General features: G+C 64.6%; 15 protein-coding genes. 9 read left to right on the top strand and 6 right to left on the bottom strand.

Going from position 1 to position 18,401, the window contains the following annotated elements:
• The first annotated feature begins 119 nt into the window (after positions 1–119).
• From Ahu01nite_RS16875 to Ahu01nite_RS16860, 4 genes are all read left to right on the top strand, one after another.
• Entirely contained in the window at positions 120–1,373 is a 1,254-nt protein-coding gene (locus tag Ahu01nite_RS16875; protein WP_203837472.1) for a ThuA domain-containing protein, read from the top strand.
• Between the two features lie 130 nt (positions 1,374–1,503).
• The gene (locus tag Ahu01nite_RS16870; RefSeq protein ID WP_203837471.1) at positions 1,504–1,917 is read left to right on the top strand and encodes an ester cyclase; all 414 of its coding nucleotides are present in this window, start codon (positions 1,504–1,506) and stop codon (positions 1,915–1,917) included.
• Positions 1,914–2,936, top strand: coding sequence for a medium chain dehydrogenase/reductase family protein (locus Ahu01nite_RS16865; RefSeq protein ID WP_203837470.1), 1,023 nt, complete (start codon positions 1,914–1,916; stop codon positions 2,934–2,936). The genes Ahu01nite_RS16870 and Ahu01nite_RS16865 overlap by 4 nt, the downstream gene beginning before the upstream one ends.
• 63 nt (positions 2,937–2,999) lie before the next feature.
• Positions 3,000–3,965: an epimerase gene (locus Ahu01nite_RS16860; protein WP_203837469.1), complete on the top strand. Its 966-nt coding sequence runs from the start codon at positions 3,000–3,002 to the stop codon at positions 3,963–3,965.
• A 76-nt stretch (positions 3,966–4,041) separates the two neighbouring features.
• Here Ahu01nite_RS16860 and Ahu01nite_RS16855 read toward each other — a convergent pair whose 3' ends face one another.
• Positions 4,042–4,614 carry a hypothetical protein gene (locus Ahu01nite_RS16855; protein WP_203837468.1) on the bottom strand — a complete coding sequence of 191 codons (573 nt, stop codon included), beginning with the start codon at positions 4,612–4,614 and terminating at the stop codon, positions 4,042–4,044.
• A gap of 1,103 nt (positions 4,615–5,717) precedes the next feature.
• On the opposite strand from Ahu01nite_RS16855, the gene Ahu01nite_RS16850 reads away from it, so the two are divergent.
• Positions 5,718–6,329 carry a Pycsar system effector family protein gene (locus Ahu01nite_RS16850; RefSeq protein ID WP_203837467.1) on the top strand — a complete coding sequence of 204 codons (612 nt, stop codon included), beginning with the start codon at positions 5,718–5,720 and terminating at the stop codon, positions 6,327–6,329.
• A 281-nt stretch (positions 6,330–6,610) separates the two neighbouring features.
• Here the strand turns inward: Ahu01nite_RS16850 and Ahu01nite_RS16845 are convergent, their stop codons facing one another.
• The 3 genes from Ahu01nite_RS16845 to Ahu01nite_RS16835 form a co-directional block, all read right to left on the bottom strand.
• Positions 6,611–6,757 carry a hypothetical protein gene (locus tag Ahu01nite_RS16845; protein WP_203837466.1) on the bottom strand — a complete coding sequence of 49 codons (147 nt, stop codon included), beginning with the start codon at positions 6,755–6,757 and terminating at the stop codon, positions 6,611–6,613.
• Positions 6,758–6,974: 217 nt separating this feature from the next.
• Positions 6,975–7,403, bottom strand: a complete 429-nt coding sequence (locus Ahu01nite_RS16840) for a helix-turn-helix domain-containing protein (RefSeq protein WP_203837465.1) — start codon at positions 7,401–7,403, stop codon at positions 6,975–6,977.
• Positions 7,393–8,196 carry an ImmA/IrrE family metallo-endopeptidase gene (locus Ahu01nite_RS16835; protein ID WP_203837464.1) on the bottom strand — a complete coding sequence of 268 codons (804 nt, stop codon included), beginning with the start codon at positions 8,194–8,196 and terminating at the stop codon, positions 7,393–7,395. The genes Ahu01nite_RS16840 and Ahu01nite_RS16835 overlap by 11 nt, the downstream gene beginning before the upstream one ends.
• Positions 8,197–8,400: 204 nt before the next feature.
• Here Ahu01nite_RS16835 and mblB point away from each other — a divergent pair, with 204 nt between their 5' ends.
• Genes mblB through Ahu01nite_RS16820 form a run of 3 tightly spaced genes read left to right on the top strand, consistent with a single transcriptional unit; the run spans position 8,401 to position 13,431 of the window.
• Positions 8,401–9,723 carry an anti-phage 6A-MBL system MBL-fold protein gene (mblB, locus tag Ahu01nite_RS16830; protein ID WP_203837463.1) on the top strand — a complete coding sequence of 441 codons (1,323 nt, stop codon included), beginning with the start codon at positions 8,401–8,403 and terminating at the stop codon, positions 9,721–9,723.
• Entirely contained in the window at positions 9,713–12,337 is a 2,625-nt protein-coding gene (gene cap2-3, locus Ahu01nite_RS16825; protein WP_203837462.1) for an anti-phage 6A-MBL system cap2_3 protein, read from the top strand. Before mblB ends, cap2-3 begins: the two co-directional genes overlap by 11 nt.
• Complete coding sequence (locus Ahu01nite_RS16820) at positions 12,334–13,431, top strand: patatin-like phospholipase family protein (protein ID WP_203837461.1); 1,098 nt, start codon at positions 12,334–12,336, stop codon at positions 13,429–13,431. The genes cap2-3 and Ahu01nite_RS16820 overlap by 4 nt, the downstream gene beginning before the upstream one ends.
• Before the next feature lie 156 nt (positions 13,432–13,587).
• On the opposite strand, the gene Ahu01nite_RS16815 is transcribed toward Ahu01nite_RS16820, so the two are convergent.
• Positions 13,588–14,514: a hypothetical protein gene (locus Ahu01nite_RS16815; protein WP_203837460.1), complete on the bottom strand. Its 927-nt coding sequence runs from the start codon at positions 14,512–14,514 to the stop codon at positions 13,588–13,590.
• A 144-nt stretch (positions 14,515–14,658) separates the two neighbouring features.
• Here Ahu01nite_RS16815 and Ahu01nite_RS16810 point away from each other — a divergent pair, with 144 nt between their 5' ends.
• On the top strand, positions 14,659–16,119 hold the full coding sequence (locus tag Ahu01nite_RS16810) for a hypothetical protein (RefSeq protein WP_203837459.1): 1,461 nt from the start codon (positions 14,659–14,661) through the stop codon (positions 16,117–16,119).
• 62 nt (positions 16,120–16,181) lie between these two features.
• On the opposite strand, the gene Ahu01nite_RS16805 is transcribed toward Ahu01nite_RS16810, so the two are convergent.
• On the bottom strand, positions 16,182–18,368 hold the full coding sequence (locus Ahu01nite_RS16805; protein WP_203837458.1) for a GmrSD restriction endonuclease domain-containing protein: 2,187 nt from the start codon (positions 18,366–18,368) through the stop codon (positions 16,182–16,184).
• Positions 18,369–18,401 lie beyond the last annotated feature (33 nt).

Raw genomic sequence — 18,401 nt, 5'->3', positions numbered from 1 at the left:
GATCACGCCGGCCAGTATCGGAAATTGAATTAACTATTCCTTGTATCGAAGGACAGCGATGTTGCAGGATGAAGCCAGCGGCGCCGCCCCCAACCGCTCTCATCCCCGAGGTACCTGCCATGAGTCTGCTCAGACGCACCCTCATCGCGGCCGTCGCCCTGGTCACCGCTGTCGCGACAGCCGCCGTGCCCGCCCACGCCGCGACGCCTTTCAAGGTGCTCGCGTTCTACAACGGCACCTGGGACGCCGCACACATCGACTTCGACAAGGAAGCGAAGGAGTGGTTCCCGCAGGCCGCCGCGCAGAACGGCTTCACCTGGGAGGCCACCACCGACTGGAGCCGGCTCAGCGCCGCCGGACTCACCGATTACAAGGTCATCATGTTCCTGGACGACGCCCCGCCGGCCGAGCGCCGGGCCGCCTTCCAGCAGTACATGCAGAACGGCGGCGCCTGGATGGGCTTCCACGTCAGCGCGTTCACCACGAACGCCAATGACTGGAGCTGGTACTACAACACGTTCCTCGGGTCGGGGAACTTCGCCACCAACACGTGGGGCCCGACCGCCGAGACGCTCAAGATCGAGGACCGTAGCCATCCGACCACCGCGGGCCTACCGGCCACGATCCCGTCGGCGGTCAGCGAGTGGTACTCGTGGAGCCGGGACCTGCGGCAGAACCCCGACATCGACATCCTCGCCTCGATCGACGCGTCCAGCTTCCCGGTCGGCACCGACCCCAACCAGCAGTGGACGAGCGGCTTCTACCCGCTGATCTGGACCAACCGGAACTACAAGATGGTCTACACGAACTTCGGCCACAACGGCATGAACTACGACACCAATACGCGTACGTCGTCCACGTTCGCAAGCGCGCAGCAGAACCAGTGGCTGATCAACAGCATCCTGTGGCTGGCCGGCGAGTCAGGCTCTGAACAGTCCCCCATCGACCCCGCCGCCTGGTACCCGGTCGTCAACAAGAACAGCGCGAAGTGCCTCGACGCCCGGGCGGCAGGCACCACCAACGGCACAGCAATCCAGCAGTACGCCTGCAACGCCAGCAATGCGCAGCAGTACCAGTTCGCCCCGACGAGCAGCGGTTACGTTCGCATCAACAACCGCGGCAACAGCGCCCAGGCCCTCGACGTGACCAATGTGTCCACAGCGGACAACGCCCCGATCCAGACCTGGACCTACAGCGGCGGCACCAACCAGCAGTGGCTGCCCGTCAGCGAGGGCGCCGGCTACTACCACTTCGTGAACCGCAACAGCGGCAAGTGCTTGGACGTCCCAGCCGCCTCCCTCGCGGACAGCGTCCAGCTGGTCCAGTACGCCTGCAACGGCACTGCTGCGCAGAGCTTCCGCCTCACTCGCTGACCGCTCCCTTTATTCCCTGCCCGCGGACCGTACGCCAGTCCGCGGGCTTCTTCTCGTTCTATGGTTACGGTCGTAAGGTTTGCATGTATGGTTACGGCTGTAAGCGCAATTGTTCAACGAAGGGAATCCCATGTCGAACCTGGTCAACTCCTGGCTACACCTGTGGAACGGCGACTACGCGGGGGCCGAGGAGTTCATCGCTCCCGAGTTCCGGGTGCACGCGGCGATGATGGACGGCGGGGACGGCAGCGCCGTCAACAGCCCCGAGGCGCTGGTGGCCTGGATCGCACAGACCCGCGCCGCCCTTCCCGACCTCACCTTCGCCATCGAGGTCGGCCCGATCGCCGACACCGACCGGATCGCCCTGCGCTGGCGAGCCCAGGGCAGCTACGCAGGCGGCATGCCCGGAGCGAACGCCCCAGTCGGCACGAAGGTCGACTTCACCGGCACCGACATCCTGCGTACGGACAACGACCGGATCGCCGAGTACTGGGTCAACACCGACATCCACGTCCTGCTGACCCAGCTGCAGTTCGTCTCATGAGCACCGAGGTGACCGAAGTCGTCATGCCCGGCCCGGTAGAGCCCGACGGACTGGAACTGCGCCGGCGCGTTCTGCCCGCCCCGGCCCACGGCGAGGTGCTGGTGGCAGTGGACGCAACCGGCATCTCCTTCGCCGAGCACGCCATGCGACTCGGCCGCTATCCCGGACAGCCCAAGTTTCCCTTCGTACCCGGATATGACCTGGTCGGCACGGTGACCGCGACCGGCCCCGGGGTGGATGCGACCCTGGTGGGCCGGCGGTTCGCGGCCATGACCAAAACCGGCGGCTGGACCACCCACGCCATGCTCAAAGCCGTCGACCTGGTGCCCGTTCCCGCCGAGCTGGACGCCGGGGAGGTGGAGACCCTGGTGGTCAGCGGCCTGACCGCCTACCAGATGCTGCACCGCCGGGCGAAGGTCCGCGCCGGCCAGACGATCCTGATCCACGGCGTCAACGGCGGCGTGGGCACCACCCTGGCCCAACTCGCCCTGCACGCCGGCGCCCGGGTCATCGGCACCTCATCACCCCGCCACCACGCCGCCCTGCGCGACCTCGGCGTACTATCCGTCGACTACAACGACCCCGACCTGGCCACCCGGGTGCGCGACCTGGCACCGGGCGGGGTCGACGCCGTCTTCGACCACATCGGCGGCAAGAGCATCGCCCGCTCCTGGTCCCTGCTGGCCAGGGGCGGGACCCTAGTCAGCTACGCCATGCTCAAGGACTCCGGACCGATGATCCCGGCCTTCATCGCCCTGCTCGGTCAGCTCGCCTGGCTCAACGCGCTGCCGAACGGCCGCCGGGCCGGCTTCTTCGACGTCTGGGGCGGCAAGCTGCTGCGCCCCGAACGATTCCGCAGCCGGTTGCAGGAGGACATGGCGGCCGTCTTCACTCTGCTCGCCGACGGGGTCCTGCACCCGCAGATCGCTGCACGCCTGCCCCTGACCGAGATCCGGAAAGCGGTCGAGCTGGCCGAGTCACACACCATCGTCGGCAAGGTCGTGCTGATCCCGGGTTGAGCGGTCGCTCAAAAGGCCGTACGCTGAGTTTGAGCAGATGCTCAACAGTGGCGAGGGGCACTCATGAAGATCGTCATTCCCGGGGGAACCGGGCAGGTGGGCAAGATTCTGAACCGGGCGCTGACCGCGGACGGCCACGATGTCGTCGTGCTGACCCGCTCACCTGCGGGCTCACCTGTGGGCTCACCTGCGTACGAGCGGCAGGTCCGCTGGGACGGGTCGACACTTGGCGACTGGGCGGCGGAGATCGACGGCAGCGACGTCGTCATCAACCTGGCGGGTCGCAGTGTGAGCTGCAGATACACCAGGGAAAACCTCGAAGCCATGATGAGCTCACGCGTGGATTCAGCACGTGTCGTCGGCGAGGCCATCGCCGCAGCGGCCCGGCCACCCAGGGCGTGGCTACAGATGAGCACCGCAACGATCTACGCGCATCGCTTCGACGCTGCCAACAACGAGCACGACGGCGTGATCGGCGGCGACGAGCACGGCGTCCCCGACTACTGGGCCTACAGCGTCAAAATCGCCAAGAACTGGGAAGACGCCCAGGAACAGGCAGTCACACCCCAGACACGCAAGGTCGCACTGCGATCGGCCATGGTGATGAGCCCGGACCGCGGCGGCGTCTTCGACGTACTGAGCTGGCTCACCCGCCTCGGCCTCGGCGGCCCGGTCGCCGGCGGCCAGCAGTACGTCTCCTGGATCCACGACCACGACTTCGTCCGCGCCATCCGTTTTCTGATCTCGCGGGACGACCTCCCCGGCGCTGTCAATCTGGCCGCACCCGGCCCGTTGCCGCAGCGGGAGTTCATGCGGAAGCTTCGTTCGGCCTGGCGGGTGCCAGTCGGCCTACCCGCCACGCGTCACATGGCCGAGATCGGCGCACTCGCCCTCAAATCAGACACCGAACTACTCCTGAAAAGCCGACGCGTCGTTCCGGGCCGGCTCATCGACGCGGGATTCGTCTTCGACCACCCGCAGTGGCCCACCGCGGCGGCCGATCTGGCAGCACGCCGCCGCTCCGAATAGCCCGGAGTGCATGGCGAGACGATAGAAAAAGACCCCACCAACGTTTCGGGTCCAGGGACACCGGCCCCGGCCGAGGTCAGGTCCTCTCGCGCTCGTCGTGAGGCACGAGGGCCGGTTTCTTGGCGAGCTGTTCCCGTGCTCTGCCAAGGAACGCCTTACAGGCGGCTTCTGCGGCTTCCCGCGTTTGCTCGTACTGCTCGTCGTTTGCCGTCGTCCATCTCTGGCGATGCACGAAATCCATGGTCTCGGCGAGCTCGTCGAATGCCTGCACAGCGGCGCTCAGGCTCCTGATGCTCTCGAACAGGACGTCATCGGTGAGCAGTTGCGCCTTGCCCAGATCCGAGTTGAAGCCGGCATACGCGGCGAGGGCCCGCTGATGCAACGGCTCGTTGACGTCGGCGTCCCGTCGTCGGCCGTCGCGCAACGCCCACCATGCCGTCATCAGTTCGCGGAAGCTGCCTGCGACGGCGCCGTACACCGCGGTGCGGGCGTCTTGCCGCCATTGCTGGAACTGAGCATCAAGCTGCATCTTCGCCCCCTCGACTGCGGCAAGCCTCGTAGCGCGGGCCGTCAGGCAGGCGCCTATCACTCCGGACGCGGCCGCGATGACCCCGCCGATAGCTGTCGCGAGAAGGGTTGTGTCCGCCACGGCATGAGTATGAGCTGGTCGGGAGTCTCACCAGGTTCATCTGCCGATATTTGGCCGGGCCGGAACCCCCGCCGCATTCCTCGCGCCCGCAAGAACCTCAGGTCACGACCCGCGAACCCGCAACAACGGTGGCATCCACCATCTACAAGGACCGGACAGCAAAACGGGCCTGAACCGCGTTTCCGCAGCTCAGACCCTCAATAAGCTTGTGCGCCCGAAGGGACTCGAACCCCTAACCTTCTGATCCGTAGTCCCAAGCAGGTGCACAGGATTCCACGACCAGCACTCTACAGATTTCGTCCAGGATGCAACGTCTAATCCAAACGAGGGACGCCAGTCCAGCCGCAGCCGTTGCATCCAGCTCAGGTCAGGCGCGATCACGGGCGCACACGCAGGCGAAAGTCCAGAAAGCGCCGCCAATTCCAGTTAGTAAGCCGACGTTCGAGCACCATCCGAGTACCATCCAAACTGCTCGATGAAGACTGCCGACCCCCTACGATCGCCGACGAGTCGACCTCTGATGGCATGAACTGAGGCGCAGAATCCAACGAGCGTGGCTCCGTCCAGGCAACCCGACTGCGTCCAATCACCATCCGAGCACCAGCGATCGCCACCCAGAACCGGCCGGATCGAGGCTCGCGTCACCCAAATCTCCCCAAAACAGATGCGGCCCACCGTGAGAGGCAGTCACTTTCAGTAGCCAAATCTAACGGTCAGCCGTCTGAGAGACGGCGGTCATCCAGCGCATCCAGAGCAGCGAAGCGGCCAATGCCGTCCGAGACGGCCTTGCTCAGCTGCCGGCGTGGCCGACCGCTCAGGGCAACCTGGGCGTGGATCGCGCACTTTGTGCGGTGGCTCTCCTGGTGAGTGGGCGACGAGCGATCCGGTGTCACGCTGCATTGCCGCTACAGGCACCCGCGATCAGCGCGCTTTATCGGCGGCAGAAGAGTAGATCGAGTCGCGGATTCTACCCGCCAGTTCTTCCCGGAGGCGTCAAGCTGGCAAATCATCCGCCATTCCAGCGGCAACCGCTCTGGAACGGCTAGCGTGTTCTCTGAGCTGCTTTGCGAAGGCGGGCGGCCGGAGGGCCCGGGGAAGTCGGTGTGACAGACAGCGAGAAAACTAATTGCGGCGCAGCCGGCTCGGTAGAAGTGATCCGCTTAACTCATAAAGAGAGCCGCGAAAGCCTGACCCGGCTTGACGCCTACCTCCTGCGCCTCGACGCGAAGGCTACGACCCTTCTTGGATTCATCTCCGGTGTCTCATTATTTCTCGCAACGCGAGACACTAATGGATTCTGGAAATCTATTTCCTACCTTGCCCTTCTGGGCTCGGCGGTTGTAGCGTTCTTGGCCCTCGCTCCGCGGTCGTTCAAGGACTCGCCGCCACCCGGCCCTCTGGCGATCGCAGCATCGAAGCTGGATGAGCGCGCTGTCCTGCTTCTCCTCAGACAGAAGTGCATAAATGACTACACCAAAAACTTCGCAGTTCACGTCACAAAAAGGAAGCTCTGGCGAGCCGCCCTATTTTTATTTTTGACGGGGGTGGCGCTGACGATAGCAACGACCACATTAGGGGCGCGAAATGAACAGTCCGAACAGTCAAGAACCGAGCCAGCCGGAACGCGCGCAAGCGAACACGCCACCCAGTCGCCAACCAAACCAGCCGGAAGCAATCCAAGCTCAAAGCCCATCCAGTCAGGAAGTCATCGATGACTTGATTGGCGGTAACCCCACTGACCCAAACGTCATATCCCTTCTGGGGACGATAGACGGCGACGTTGGATTCACCCATCGAAACCAAAAAGGAAGTACCGAGAACGAGTAAGAAAGGATCCCGAGAGATTCGCAGAGCGTCCTTGCTCCAAGGCTCTGGTCGTTCGGCAAGCACTCACATCGGCCAGCCGGACATTCGATTGCTTAGCGGCCACCACCTGCTCCTGGGCCGAATAGGTTTGCAGCTTCGGCTACCCCTCGCAGGCGGCTTCCCGACAGGCTCACGACGCGTTCCCGGCCGACTGCGCCCCAGACCGGCCCGCGGAGGGCTGGACGGTCGAACGCTGGCTGCGGCACTGTCCCAACTCGCGCACCCGCATCCGGGCGACGACCCGGTCCATTACTTCCGCGACTTCGAAACCGCTCATCCCGCATCTCGGCCGGTCCCGCCTTGCGGACCTATACGCCGGCGTCAAGCGTCTGACATCGGAGCGGCCCGGGACCTTTCCCTATGCGGGTAGCCCCTGACGAAGACGTTCTGCGACGCTCGACGCCGACTTCACGCCAGATCGGGCGGGCCGAACAGGCCGGTACGCTGACGGTCGCTGAGTAACAACGCATGTGATGCCTAGGCGTCGTCGCAAGCTACTTGTCGATCGCTTCGCTAGTACGGATGGCGGTATAGATGTAGCGCCAGCGTTCCTTGGTGCGCGGTGGATCGCCCCGGAACTGGATCGCGCTGAGCATGCGGATGTCGGCTTCGGGAAGATCGTCTTCTTCGGCGTACTCACGAAGGCTATTGGGGACATCGGTAGCGGCTGCGGGGAGAATCTTCCTGCCGAGCAGGTCCGACATCGTCACCCCGAGCACCTTGGCGATGGCGTATAAGCTCTCCGCCGATGGCCTCCGAGCCGCCGGATCGTTTTCTAGGGTGGATAGATAGCCCTTGCTGACATCCGACTGCTCGGCGAGCTGGCTCAGACTGAGCCCTCGCTCCAGCCGATATTTGCGGATTCGACCTCCCACGCTGCCCGCGTCCGTCTGAGCTGGGCGATCAGTGGGGTCAGCGTCCATGGCCGGAGCCTACTGCGGTGATCAGGGCAAGGACTCGCATATGCCGCTCTCCTCGACTGCCGGTGTACGGATAGTGGCCGGCGGTGATTCGGACCCGTGTCGACTTGCTGGTGGCGACGTTTTGCAGGGATGTAATTTCGTCGACGGATTCGCCGCCTAACGCCCGGCCGAAGGGACTGTCGTCGGACACGGATTTGTGCTTTGGCAGGTACAGCCGCTGCCTGTCGTTTGACTTGACGGATTGCACCCGCAGCGCCGGTTCGGCGTCGGGCTGGCTGGGTTTACATGCTGGTTCGAGGATCAGCAGCATGGTGGGTTCGGCGCGCAAGGACACGAGTCGCCGAGCGGTCGCCTCTAGGCTCGCGTCGTAGCGGTCCGCAAGGTCCTCGACTAGTTGTACGGTTGCGCTGTTACCGGCAATATCGGCCTTAAAGGTGGCCCTGGGAAAGAGCAGTTCGGCGGCTCCGAGGTCGCACAGCGTCTCGATGCCGACGTCACGCTTCGGCGTTTCGTCCGGTGGCGTGGCGGGGTCACAGCGGTACTGCGCGACCGCGGTGAAACCGGGCATGTAGGTGTGCTTCACCTCGTGGAAGGCGGTGAAACGCTTCTTCCCGGCAGGGTCTCGTCGGCGCAGCGTCATTCGTAGGCCAGCCGGCCCAGGCACGAGGCACCCGGCCCAAGGAATATCTCCCTCGGCGATCTCGGCGATGTCTCGCATCGAGGCGACGATCTCATGGCTGACCGGAGGCTGCATGGCAAGTTCGTCGAGGGTCCGCTGGGCGAGTCTGATCACCAGCTGAGCATCCGGCGCTCCGGGCGCCTCTAGCCGGGCGAGCTCAAGCTCGGAGAGTGACACGCGCATCTGTTCCCCACCCAGAGTAGTCGGTTCCCGATCGAGAACGTACCATCGTTCCCGATCAGGAACACTCGGCTCCTGATAGCGAACGAGTCAGTGTCCGGCCGCACGCCGGTCGGATTGGCGGAGGTGGAGTCTGACGTGGGCGACGTTCTTCCAGATCTTGGGGCGGTCTTCTGGCCAGTCGGCACGGGCGACAGTTCGACGGTTGTAGTCACCGATGAGGTGTTGGTGCAGGTCGATCTGAACGACCGCGCGAAGGCCGATGATGACGACACGCCTGAGGTTCCAGTCGTAGATCTGCTGTTGGAGGCGTTGCCCACCGGTCCGGATGACCGACCCTTTCTGGCAGCGTTCGTGCTGACGCACGCGGACAAAGATCATTGCAGTGGCTTCGCCGACCTACTGGAAAAGGCTACGATCGGTGAGCTGTGGGCCACTCCACGTATGTGGCGTGAGTATCTCGACGACGGCGAGGATGTCGAGTTGTGCGAGGACGCAAAGGTCTTCCACGATGAGGTCAAGCGTCGCGTCGAGGCGGTGAAGAAGGCGGTCGCCGGCGGTGATGAGATCGCGCTGGGCGACCGTGTCCTCGTGGTCGGCTACGACACCGACGAGCAGAAGCATGCCTACCACGACCTCCCGAACGAGTACCTGCTGAAGCCGGGGATCAGCGTCACCAAAATCAACGGCGTTGACTACGCCGGTCGGTTCGAGGCCTTCATCCATGCGCCCTTCAAGGACGACTGCGCCGCCAAGCGCAACGAGACCTCGCTGTCGCTACAAATCACCCTCACCGAGGAAGGGGGCCAGGACGGCAAGGTCTTGCTGTTCGGGGATCTGGCGTACGAGACGATCATGAAGATCTTCCAATACAGCGAGGACCACGACAGGACGCAATACCTGGAGTGGAATCTCTTGCTGGCTCCTCATCACTGCTCCAAACACGTCATGTACGTACGTGAGGGCGGCAAGGACGTCCTGAAGACCGACATCCTTGAAGCTTTCGAGCATCATGCCCGCGACGGCTCGGTGGTCATCGCGAGTAGCCACCCACTCCCTGCCACAGATGTCGACGGCGCCAACCCACCCCACAAGAAGGCGGCCGATCGATACAAGGACTACTTCGACCGGTTCATCTGCACGATGGAGTGGCCCTCCGTCGAGGACCCATCACCAGTCGTCCTGGGCGTTGACGAGCACGGCGCCCAGATCGTCGAGGACAAGGTCGTCGAGCTCTCCGCCAAGAGCGCAGAGGCCGCAAGGGCCGCTGGCCGGAAGCTCGGGCGGTTGTCCGAGGTCGCGGCAGCCGCCACCGCCGCAGGCCGATACGCGGGAGGCGTGGTGTCGATCTCCGAGACTGCGGGCATGACCGGCGCCGAGCGGGTTCAGGCCGTCATCAAGGCCGACCGCGGCTCTGACGCCGCGCCAACCAACGCCGTCGGGTTCGGGCGTGAGCGCTGACGGCACCGACCTCGCCCGCCGTCAGCTACGCGACCTGGTCGAGGTAGCTGACGGCGCGGTCGAGGTACTCGAGGAGTGGACTAACGCCGCAGGTAACACCGCGTTCACTATCTCGCTCGACACCTCCGGGCTCGAGCATGTGCCGGCCGGAATCGCGGTACGCCACCGAGAGCGGTTCAAGGTCATCATCACGGACGGCTTCCCGTTCGCGTCTCCGATCGTCTTCTCGGTTCACAAGCGCTGGGCCGGTACGCCCCACGTCCAGTGGGGAAGCTACCTGTGCCTCTACGCCGTGCCGTCGGTTGAGTGGAACCCGACGGACGGCATGCGTGGGTTCATCGGCCGGCTGTCGAAGTGGATCGAACACGCGGCTGCCGGAACCCTCGACCCTGACGGCCAGCCGCTGCATCCACCGGCGGTCTATACGAGTGCCGACGCTGGTCGGCTGCTGATTCACCCGAATCTGGGCGACCTAGTGCCCTGGGCTGCGGACGGATCTGGCAGCGACGTAGGCAGGCTGGTGGCCTGGTGCTCGGTGAACGGCGACCGTAAGCGTGTCGACGTTCTGGAGTGGGTCGACTTGGACTTGGCAGTAGGTCGAGCCGAGGACGATGCCTTTGAGGTGTTCCACCGCGGCAGACCCCTGCTCGCTATCCCGGTAGTCCTGATGCCAGACCAGCTCGGATTCGAGTACCCGACGGACGTGAAGTCGCTCAGCGCTGGGCTCTCCGAGTCCGGCTACGACCGGACCGCCCTCCTGAACGACCTGGCGGTGTGTACACACATCAACAGAAAGTTGCGGGCTCGGCAGGTCGCGCAAGATGCGAAAGCTGCGGGAAACACTTGGGACGAGACCCCCGACGACGGGGCTCCGCTTTTCACGGCCATGCTCGTCGGCACGCCCTCCCGTCGTGTCGACGGAGACCTGCGCTTGGCCCACTTGGCCGCGTGGAAGCTAGACGCGCTGAGCGGGAGGGTCACCGACCTGTTCGCGCAGATCCGCGACCTGCGAGCGTCGAAAGAATCCGCCGAACTTCAAGACGAGGTCCGTGACCTGGCCTTCAGCCTGTTCGACTCCTCGCGCATAGCATGGATGGACATCATGGAGACCCGGCCCGAGGTCACCCGGCGGCGCGACCAGGACACCCCGTCGAGCTGGCTTGCCGGCCGGCGCGTCCTAGTACTCGGGTCGGGGGCACTCGGCGCACCAGTTTCGGAACTGTGTGTTCGGGCTGGTGTAAAGAAATTGACCGTCGCCGACTACACCGTGGTGAAACCGGGGATCCTGGTCCGGCAGCCGTACACCGACTCCGACATCGGCCGCGGGAAGGCCCGCGCGCTTGCGAGCCGCCTGTCCGCCATCCACGACAGCCTTGATATCGAGCCGTCACACGGAAACGTGCGCACCAAGTTTTTCGCCCCGGATCAGGACCTGAGCATGTACGACTTGATCATCGATGCGACGGCTGACGCGTCGGTCCGCTCCGCCATCGAGCTGGCCCGAAAAGACGCCGCCGTCCGCCCGTCGTTGGTCACGATGGTCATCGGCCACAACGCCGAACGCGGGCTGGTCACCACGAATCTGCCGGCGGCGACCGGCGCGGCAGCCGACACGTTCCGCAAGGTGTCGCTCCTGGCTGCGTCGAGGACGGCGGAGTGGGTCGACGTAGGCGACGATCTGTTCCCACCGACCCCGCGCACCAAGCTGTTCTTCCCTGAGCCCGGCTGCTCCTCACCGACCTTCGTCGGCTCGGCAGCGCAGTCGACCGCGCTCGCCGGGATGATGCTCCACGAAGCCCTAATGGTCCTCCACGCAGCTGACCAAGAGCGACGAGAGACGGAAGGCGGCGAACAGATATCGTTCGCCTCTGCCGTCAGGATGGGTGCGGCAGCCACGAGAGGCACCTCGCGCGTGAGCTGGCCGGGCGACGTCGTGCAGACCGATGAGTCGGGTGAGTTCGAGGTCAGGGTGAGCCGTACAGCGCTCGCCGAAATGCGCGCTGAAGTGCGGCGCGGGGCCCGGATCCGGACACCAAAGATCGAGACTGGCGGGATGCTTCTCGGAGCGTTCGATGACGCGACCGGCATTGTGTACATCGACAAGGTCACGGGTCCGCCGCCAGACAGCTACCTATCCGCGACGTACTTCCACCACGGAGTCGAAGGCACGCAGGAACGCGTCAGCGCCGAGGTCAGGCGTACCGCGAGCACCTGCGGGTTCGTCGGCTTCTGGCACTCCCATCCCTCCGGACGTGCCCAGCCCAGCGCGACGGATGAACAGGGCATGGCGTCGATCGTTGCTCCCGACGGGACCACCCGCCGGGCGTTGATGATGATCGTGGGCGGCGACGAGGCAACGTGGCGTGCCTGGCGCAACGATGATGTCGGAGCCCAACCTGCCATCTACCTCAGGGTCGTGCCGCGCTCAAACGGCCCGATCGTCAGCGGGCATCCCGGATACGTGGGCGGGCTCAATCTCCAACAGCTACCCGACGGTTGGTACTTCCGCGGCGGATCCGGCACGCCCGTGCAGATACGCCACGGCGTCGCTGCGGCTACAGGGCCAGTCGGCCGTCCGCCGTCCTGGTGGCCGTGGCGCAGGAGGCGCCCGTGAGTACATTAGCCGAGCGCCCACGAGTGGGACTGGCGTTCTCAGGCGGCGGATTTCGTGCCACCGCGTTCGGGCTCGGAGCGCTACGAGCGCTGCATGACCGCGGAGTCCTAGCCGACGTGCGAGTCGTCTCAGGAATCAGCGGCGGCAGCCTGCTGACAGCGATGTGGGCCTACGGACCCCAGGACTTCGGGGAATTCGATTCGACCGTCACAACCCTCCTCCGTCGTGGCCTGCAAATGGAACTCGCAAAGCGCACCTTCACGCCGCGCAGAATGATGGCCAACATCCTCAGCGCGGCGCCCGCAGCACTGCCCGGCGGAAAGAACCGCCCTCGCAGGAGCACCAGAACCGAAGCACTCGTCGACGCGCTTACCTCCCGACCCTTTGGTGCCAAGGAGATGGCTCAGGTCACCCACCCCGGGTTGAGCACCGTCATCTCGGCCACTGATCTGTCCACCGGCAACGCCGTCCGGTTCGGCAGCGACGTGTCCTCCTGCTCCCCGCACGGCTCCATTAGCGAACCGGTACCGGTCGCGGACGCAGTCGCCGCCTCGGCCGCATTCCCGGTCCTCTTACCGCAGCTGAACCGCACCTACACTTTCACCCGGACCGACGGCACTCGGCACGTCGAAACGATGCTGATGACCGACGGCGGCGTCTACGACAACCTCGGCCTCAGTCCATTGCTGCCAGGACGGTCTAGGCAACACACCAGTCACGTATACGACCTGGACTATTTGATTGCGGTCGACGCCGGCCTGGGCCGGACGGCGCCCCTGGCACCGAACTTCATGCTGGGCAGACTCAAACGGAGCTTCGAGATCGCGCACACGCGCAACCAGGACGGCTCCCGCGCCCGGGTCCACGAGCTAGCGGCTGCTGGGCACGTGAAGGGATTCGTCTACTCCTACCTCGGGATGCGCGACGCCCGCCTCCCAATCCCGATCTCAGGCCTTGTCGAGCGTCAGCAAGTGGCCGACTACCCGACGAACTTCGCCCGGATGTCATCTAGTGACCTGGAGACCATAACCACCCGTGGCGAGCAACTCACGCGCACCCTCATCGAGTTTTACTGTCCCGCGCTCGGCTCTTGAAAGTTCTGCAGTCGTCTGCGCGGGCCTCGCTTCCACCTTTGCCGACCCGACATCGGAGCGTGCCCGCCCCGGAGACCTCCGGGTTCGTCCACGAAGCGGGTTTTCTACCATCGTGCTGAGTGCGCCGGGATGGGCAACTGTGCCAGACGGCGCTATCTACCATTGGCGACGTCGGTAGACCGGGACTTCGCGTACGGGCATTTCGGACCAGTGCAGTGGGCGGTCGACGACGGGACGGGCGAGGTAGGGCGTGATCCGTTCGCGTTCGTGTTCTTCGGCGAATTGTTCCGCGTGCGCGGTTTCGCCGGCGAGGTCGAGCGCTTTGATGAGTTGCACGACGAGTAGATCGAGGCGGTGGTTCTCCGCTTCGGCGGCCGTGAGGCGTTCGTGGGCGGCGACGGCGCGGTGGCCGCACCACTGGCGAAGCAGTTCGTGCTCGGGCCGCACGTACTTGCGGTACCACTGGTACTCCCATTCCGGACTCGACTCTTCGCCCTTGCGGAAGGGGTGCGGGCCACCGTGTTTGCATTTGTGTCGGGCCTCGGCCTCCTCCTCAATCACGTGCTCCAGGATGGTGTGCGAGTGCGCTCGGCAGGCGACCTCCGCGATCAAGACGGTGCCTGCGGGCGAAACGATCGTGCCGTCGTCGCTGGTGAACGATTGGGCCCTCGCGAGGATCTCATCGACGGGCACTTGAAGGATTTCGGTTAGCGCCGTGCGGTCTTTGATGATCGTTGCGTTCTCGACCGGGCGCCAGTCCAGCTCTGCCACCTCCTCCGGTATGAGAGCGGAGTAGACGGTGCTCACTGCGCTCTGTTCGACGGAGTCGAGTTCGAAGTCGGCGATGCGCTGCCAGGCTGCTTGCTTGGCGTCATAAGTTTCGACGTCCGCCCACCGGGTTTTCAGCCGAGTTGACGGCACGGTTTGCACACGGTGGCCGTCGTCGGGGAACTCCACCTCGACGCTCGCTGTGGTCTTCTTCGGTGTGACGGCTTTGATGCGGACGCGTTCCGAAGGTGCCGTATCTCGAAGCCGGTACGCCCATTCGTCGCCGACGACGTACTGCGATGCATCGAACGCCACCTGAACCGCCCTTCGGATGCCGACGCTGCCGGGAGGCCGTGTGACCCCCGGTATGCAGGACCACTCTGACATCGACCGAGGGCCTACGCCTACCGGATGATGAGGGTCTATGCCGGGGAGGGAGGTGGTCGGTATAACTGGCCGATGGTCGACATCGCCGCGCCGCTGAAGCCTTACCAAGTCGAGGTGCTGCGGTGGGTAGAGGCTGGATGCCATGACGCGGGTATGCCGGGCGACGGCGCGAAACAAACCGCGAGGGCGTTGCAGGGCCGCCGCCTGGTCACCGTGTCACGTCGGAACGGTCGGTGGTCCGCTGCGTTGACCGAGCGCGGCCGCTACTACCTCGACAACGGCCGGTACCCAGAGTTGACCGGCACGACGAGCCGGGACCTTTCGGAGAGTTCGTCCACGCCGGTGGCCTCGGGCGGAAAGGGCCAGCAGCCGACGGCGCAACCCGCGGTGATCCAGGAAGCGACCGCGCTGATCGAGCGGCTCCAAACCAGCGGCGGCACCGTGGTCGTGTCGGATCCGGACGCCGACACCCGGGCGAGCTATCGGCGGGCCATCCACGCTGCCAAGCAGCACAGACTCGTGCCGGACGGCTACGACCTCCGCCACACCGGCCGTAACACCGGTGACCTCGTCGTTCGCCTGTATTCGGCGGCGCAGCCCTATGACACCGATTGGAATCGGCTACGCCTCGACCAGGATGACAATCGCGCTACCGCGGCCGCCGACTACGGCGCCCTTGAACAGGACCCCACCGACCTGCGCGTGGCACCGGAATCGATCCCCAGGGTGCTTGCTGCGCTCCGGGCGATTAACGACGCCGGGGTCACCCGAAAATGCCGCGTCGGCATCAACGTCACCACGAAGGAGCCGAAACCGTACGTGAAGTTCGGCAGCGCGCGGCGGTCGCTCGAGTTCTTCGAGGAATATGAGCAGGTACCCCATGTACTCACCGCCGACGAACGGCGAACAAAACGGCTCCGCCCCTGGGCACACGTCCCCGAGTTCGACAGCGTTTCCACCGGCCGGCTCCGGCTCGAAGTCAGCACGTCCCCATCCGGCCAGCGCCTCACCTGGCGTGACACCCCGACCAGGAGCCTGGAACAGCAGGCCAGTCGCATCATCGCCGACATCATCAAAGCCATCGAAGAGCAGGAACGGATCACCGCTGCCTTCCGGCAGCGAGAGAAGGAACGGCAGGCCGCAGCGAGACTCGCCGAACAGCAGGCTGCCGAGGAGCGCCGCCGCCGTGACGTCGAACGCGAGGCAAGGTGGAAGCACGCCATCGCGAAAGCCCGCCGCCGTGCCGTCGAGGAGCACCGCAGGACGACATTCAACACCGCGATGGACCAGTGGCAGAAAGCCGCAAACATGCGGGCGTTCTGCGACGCCCTCGAGCAGGCCTCCGCTGGTGGGGCGGCGGGGGAAGGCGAGCTCACCACCTGGTTGGCCTGGGCACGCGCCCGCGCCGACAAAATCGACCCCACAGTCGGTACACCGGCATTCACCGATGCGGACTTCACCATCGAACCCAGCCCAGAAGATCTACGCCCCTACTTGAACGGATGGAGCCCGGACCGTCCAGCACGGGAATAGTGTCTGCGCTCCATACAACTCCGGGTGTGGGGGATCGACGACCAACGCCTTCGAGCGCCTGCCTACCCAAGGGGGCGGAAGCGGTCCCGCACTGCGCCCAGCGTTTCTCCGGTAACCTCCATCCGCCAAAACGTCCAGCCGTTCTCCGAGCTCGACTCCGCTGCTTCCATCGCCGCCTTGGAAGGCGCGATGTACTGATCTCCAGTGGCAATCCGGATCTTGCCGTTAGCGAGAAGCGTGGCGCGATGCTGTTCGCCGCGGCGCCGGCCGAGCAGGGCCGAGTTGGGCAGTAGCAGGCCAGCTCGTACCAGTTCGAGCAAGGTGACGTCGCTGCGCCGGCGACTCCGCCTGGTCGGTTCCGGCGTACCATCGGCCGATTCTGCTTCTAAGGTCGGCAGACCGAGCTCCTTGGGAGCCCACACCCGCTCGGCGATCGCTTTATAGAGGAGTCCGCGTTCCTCGATGAGTTTCTCGATCGGCTCGCCGTCCTGGTAGGCGCGGAACATGCCGGTGAGCTTCTCTTGCTTGACGAAATCTCGGAACTTCACATTGCCGCGACGGTAGGAGGCGGGATCCAGCGAGGCGGCAAGCCAGTTCGCGGCCCGATAGGCGCCGGTCTTTTCCCTGAGCAGACTGCCTCCGAGGCTTGCGTTCTCCGCGCCGTCTAGCAGGACCAGAGCGCCTATCCGAGCCCGGATCCGCTGGAACGGTGTAGCGGCCTGGTCGGCGACGTGATAGGCGCCGCTTCGCTTGGTGAAGAGGTGCTCTACCTCGTGCGGACGTTGCTCCTCGGGCTCTTCCAGCAGTCGGGGTGTCGGGTCGCCTCGGCCAGTTCCGTTCTCCAGCCAGGCGGTGAGCCGCGCGAGCAAGTAGACGACGAACGGCCGGTTGACGCCTTCTCGGTAGCGGAGTTCAGGCAATGCTGCGAGTTGGGAGTACCAAGCCGCCGTCTCGGCGCCGAGCAGCTCGCGGAGACTGTCGACCGTACGTGACTCGCGAACAGCCGGTAGAAGCTTCTCGACGACGGAGTCGAGCTCAGATTGGGCGTATGACTCATCGTTGAGGCCGCGAGTGACCACAAAGAAGTCGACAAAGTTCGCTACGCATCGCGCCTTGCGAAGGATCGTCGGCCGCGAATCGGTGGGGCGGACGGCAGCCATGGTGAGGTCGAACTGCCGGGTGAGGCCATTCAGTGCGTTACACCAGACCGCCTCAAGCCCTGCCTTATAATCGGTGCACGCCCGTAACAGCTCGGCATAGGGCTGGTGCATCGGTTCCAACAGATCGGTGAAGAGTCGGGCGGGCGCTCCCCTCTTGGCCTCCGGCCAGATCATGGCCTTATGCGTCTCGAGCCATTCATGCGGAGTTTCGTGCCGCGCCCAGGCGGAATCCTCGCTCGGATCGACGTCGAAGTATTGGGAGCGCAGAAAAGTCCTGACGTAGTCCAGCGGAGCGTCCTTGTCGATCGCCTCGAGCGTGGCGATCATAGACTGCCATTGGGCGTCGAGTTTGTCCTGGTCGTCGGTTGCCTCGTCCAGCATGAATCTCTTGAGAAGGTCCAGCGGGGCAAGTCGCAGTCCTCTGTCATTCATCGCGACGAACATCGCTCTGCCTCGCTTTGACCCGCCGGCGTCCAATTCCACCAGCGAGACCCGGTCGAGGATCCAGCGGATGAAGGGCAGCATCGCCTCACCCCGTAGATCAGCAGGCAAGACCGCCAGGATGTGTTGCGACGCGTGCCAGGCTCTTTGTACGTCCGGTCTCACGCCGTCGATGCTGAACGGTTGGCCGTGTAGCAGGGCATCGAAGCAGCTGCGGTAGGTGTCGATCCGTACGGCATACGCCGGACTGAAACGGCGGTCACCGCGAATCATTGTACGCAGTTCGGCTACCTGATCGCGTGCGTCCTCGCGCTCCTCGACCAACTTATAGAGCTGCAGGAGTAGGAGAAGCAACGTGATTACTCGCTGCTGACCGTCAGCGAGATAGATCTTTCCGTCCTTGCGGTAAATAATGATGGTGCCTAGGAAATAGGGGTCGTAGCAGTCGACTTCGTTGTCGCTATCACGGGGATCCCACTGGGTCCGGAACGTCTCGGTCAGGTCCTCAATCAAACGCTCGACCTGCGGTCGTTCCCAAGCGTATGCCCGCTGGAAGGACTCTAGGTGGTACGACTTTTGGTCGAACAGGTCATGGATCGTGATCCCGCCGGCTTCGACGATCGGCTCACCGGCTGACGACCTAAGCATGACCGCTCCTCATCTGCAAGGGACCGCTGAACG

The organism is Winogradskya humida (assembly GCF_016862215.1).
GTDB lineage: Bacteria > Actinomycetota > Actinomycetes > Mycobacteriales > Micromonosporaceae > Actinoplanes > Actinoplanes humidus.
The sequence above is the reverse complement of the archived record's forward strand: the minus strand, read 5'-3'. Positions and strand labels throughout refer to the sequence as shown.

Bases quoted from the DNA above. Each gene is read 5' to 3' on its own strand.
- Ahu01nite_RS16875 (WP_203837472.1), top strand. From the start codon at position 120: ATGAGTCTGCTCAGACGCACCCTCATCGCGGCCGTCGCCCTGGTCACC.
- Ahu01nite_RS16870 (WP_203837471.1), top strand. From the start codon at position 1,504: ATGTCGAACCTGGTCAACTCCTGGCTACACCTGTGGAACGGCGACTAC.
- Ahu01nite_RS16865 (WP_203837470.1), top strand. From the start codon at position 1,914: ATGAGCACCGAGGTGACCGAAGTCGTCATGCCCGGCCCGGTAGAGCCC.
- Ahu01nite_RS16860 (WP_203837469.1), top strand. From the start codon at position 3,000: ATGAAGATCGTCATTCCCGGGGGAACCGGGCAGGTGGGCAAGATTCTG.
- Ahu01nite_RS16845 (WP_203837466.1), bottom strand. From the start codon at position 6,757: ATGAGCGGTTTCGAAGTCGCGGAAGTAATGGACCGGGTCGTCGCCCGG.
- Ahu01nite_RS16840 (WP_203837465.1), bottom strand. From the start codon at position 7,403: ATGGACGCTGACCCCACTGATCGCCCAGCTCAGACGGACGCGGGCAGC.
- Ahu01nite_RS16810 (WP_203837459.1), top strand. From the start codon at position 14,659: ATGGTCGACATCGCCGCGCCGCTGAAGCCTTACCAAGTCGAGGTGCTG.
- Ahu01nite_RS16805 (WP_203837458.1), bottom strand. From the start codon at position 18,368: ATGCTTAGGTCGTCAGCCGGTGAGCCGATCGTCGAAGCCGGCGGGATC.